This window comes from Vibrio sp. ZOR0018 (assembly GCF_963865925.1).
Lineage (GTDB): Bacteria > Pseudomonadota > Gammaproteobacteria > Enterobacterales > Vibrionaceae > Vibrio > Vibrio anguillarum.
In genome coordinates, this window is sequence record NZ_CAWMCN010000018.1 from 1 (window position 1) to 2,820 (window position 2,820).

At 40.0% G+C, this 2,820-nt stretch carries 2 protein-coding genes; both read left to right on the top strand.

Annotated elements, in window-relative coordinates; all coding sequences use genetic code 11:
* Positions 1-120: 120 nt before the first annotated feature.
* On the top strand, positions 121-1,098 hold the full coding sequence (locus AACR75_RS00680; protein ID WP_052190363.1) for an alpha/beta hydrolase family protein: 978 nt from the start codon (positions 121-123) through the stop codon (positions 1,096-1,098).
* Positions 1,099-1,904: 806 nt separating this feature from the next.
* Complete coding sequence (locus AACR75_RS00685; RefSeq protein WP_081989890.1) at positions 1,905-2,165, top strand: DUF3709 domain-containing protein; 261 nt, start codon at positions 1,905-1,907, stop codon at positions 2,163-2,165.
* Positions 2,166-2,820 lie beyond the last annotated feature (655 nt).

A 2,820-nucleotide genomic window follows, 5' to 3' on the forward strand; every position in this document is an offset into this window, starting at 1 on the left:
AGTACAAAATTGAAGTTCGATGTTTACAGTGGTTTTTTGAGTGCGGTAGTGCGTTGTCAACCCCTTAGCCGGGCGTTATGTTTACTTTAGCTTTGGTGCTAATACAAAAGGATTTACAAGTTGAAATATTTCAGAATAGCTATCGCATTATTAATGTTTTCATCTGTGTCAGTTACTGCGAATGATGTTGGTTTTCGAAAAGTAGATAATGTTTCAAAAGACGGCCTATCTATGGCTGTATTATACCCAACTTCTTCGGAACCAAAGCCTGTAGATTTTGGGCCTTTTAAATTAAACGTTGCAATAGCTGGAGCAATCAAAGAAGGTCGCTTTCCATTAGCTATCCTATCTTATGGTTCCGGAAGCAGTAGCTTGTCTTATAAGGACATTGCACTTTCATTGGTTAAGAATGGTTTCATTGTTGTTATGCCTTCGCATCCTCAAAATAATTACCTAGATAATTCGTCAGAAGGCAAGGTAGAGAACTATGTAAATAGACCAAAGCATATCTCTGCTTCAATAGACAAAGCATTATCAATACCTAGTTTAAGCCTCCACATTGATACACAAAAAATTGCTGTCTTAGGGCACTCTATTGGTGGTTACAGTGCTCTTGTTGTGTCAGGGGGAATAGCTAGCACCAAAAAATTAATTGATTTGTGTAAAAATGTGCCAACACTATCAGACCCTTATTGTGCACCAGTGTTTGGAAATCTATTAACTCAAAGCGTAATCGTGAACTCTAAAGATACTCGAATTAGTGCACAAGTATTAATGGCACCTGTAGGGGCTCCATTTTTGGCAAAGAACTCGTTTGAAAATGTGAATATTCCTACTTTATTATTAGTTTCTGAGAAAGACGAAGAATTAACTGAGAAATACAACTCCCAAGTAATAAAAAATGGCCTTCAAAATACAGGCTTATTAACTTACAAAATAATTCCTAATGCAGGCCATTACTCATTTTTAACTTCTTATCCTGATTTTTTAAAAGCTGAATTAGGTGTAATTGCGCAAGATCCTGATGGTTTTAATCGTGTTGAATTTCAAAAAAACATCGGAAACGAAATTGCCACTTACTTGAATAAAGTAATGTGATCGTAAACATAACAAGAAATTCAAGCCGACTACCAACGCGTGGCTGAATTAGTTCCAAAATGGTTTAGTGATTACGGTGCATTGCTTCAAATGACATTGTGCGTTGGTAGCAGCTTAATTCGGCGTTAGCTGAGGTTAAGAGAAATCATAAAATTACGTGTTTATTTTTCTTAGTCTGAGGCTCTAGCTTTACACCTGAAAGTCAGCACTTTTCCGCGTATCTCACCAGTGGCACTGTTCGTGAAGTGGTTGAACTAACCGAAGTCTTCTTACGGGAAGTGGTGTGTTTGTTTATTTCTTTGGTGTGGCTTTTTTGGTTTTGAAGCTCTTTCGCGCTTAAATGGATTTCGTGCACTTGGTTGTTGGCTTCTTCGAAAGAATTCTTTGTAAATTTAAGTCTTAGAAGCTCGTCAGTTTTCCTGCTATTTCTTCTTTGCCAAGTGCGTTTCGTGGGTTAGGTTTTAGTTTCTCAGTTGTCCGTTTTACTTTGCCGCTTAAAAGCAATAATGAGTTTTAAATTAGGCCGTTGGGGAGCAAATCTCCGGCTAAAGTGCAGCAGCTAACAAACGGCTCAAGAGGGATTGCCAACGCTTGGCGGTTTTAGTGCAAAATTAAAGTTCAGTGTTTACGGTATGTTTTTTGAGTTCGGCGGTGCGTTGTCAACCCCTTAGCCGGGCGTTATGCTTAATCCATAAAAATCAGTAGGTTGTGGTTGTCGATTCCTTTGGTATTTCGTTCAGGTTTTGTCGGCAATTCAATATTGCCTTTCGCTGCCTAATGAAGCGGCAATGTATCTGGCGTTGTAAATTCTGAGTGATTGCCTCATTGGGTTCTTGAGTCTGCGCGAGGTTAGTTTTGCTCTTTCAAGTCGCTTTGAGCAGTTTGGTGCCTTTACTTACAGGCTGAAAGTTAGTCGGCAATTGAGCATTGTTTTTCGCTGCCTAATGAAACAGCAATGTGTCTGTCGCTGTAAGTTTCAGTGTTATTGCCTCATTGAGTTGTTGTGCCCATGCGTGGTGAGTGAGTTTGTCGGAGAGGGTTTCCACATTGACCTAGTTGCTAAATGAAAGCCTGCATTGGTCAGTTCATAGGTAAAGGTTGAGCCAGTTCTAGTTCAATGAAAGTCGAATTTTAGTCAATTATTTCAGTGGGTTATTCTTGGATTGGTTCAAATGTAAAGTGTTGAAGCTTAAGCATAACAAACGCCTCAAGAGGGACTGTCAACGCGCGGCGTTTCCAGTCCCAATGAACCGCGGTGGTTTCGGTTGTTGTGTTTGAGTTTAGTGGTATGCGTTGCCAGCCCCTTAGGCGGGCGTTATGCAACTCAGGTAAATTTAGGGGTTCAATCTTTTGGATTTCTCCGGCCATTCGTTTGGTATTGTCGGCAAATGAGCTTTTTATCCTAAAATTCGTGGTTTACTCAAGCCGTAAAACAGGCAAGGTTCTTTGTTTGCCTCAATGAGTTTTGGTGCTGGTTTGTTGTGAATTTAGCGGGCGCAAAGTGTGGAAAGGGCAAGTTTATCGAGCATTTTGCACTTGCTGAAGGTTTCGCTCGTTAAGTTTTCCTGATTCAAAAGTTTGGTCTGTTGCTGAAAGGTGGACTTTGTTTTGGCGGCTTATTTATCATGGCTCTGGCTTGGGTTGGTTCTTGAATCACTCAACCATTGCAATTGTGGCTTTTGGTCGTGTAAATTCAGTTTATCTCATTGAATTTGCATAACA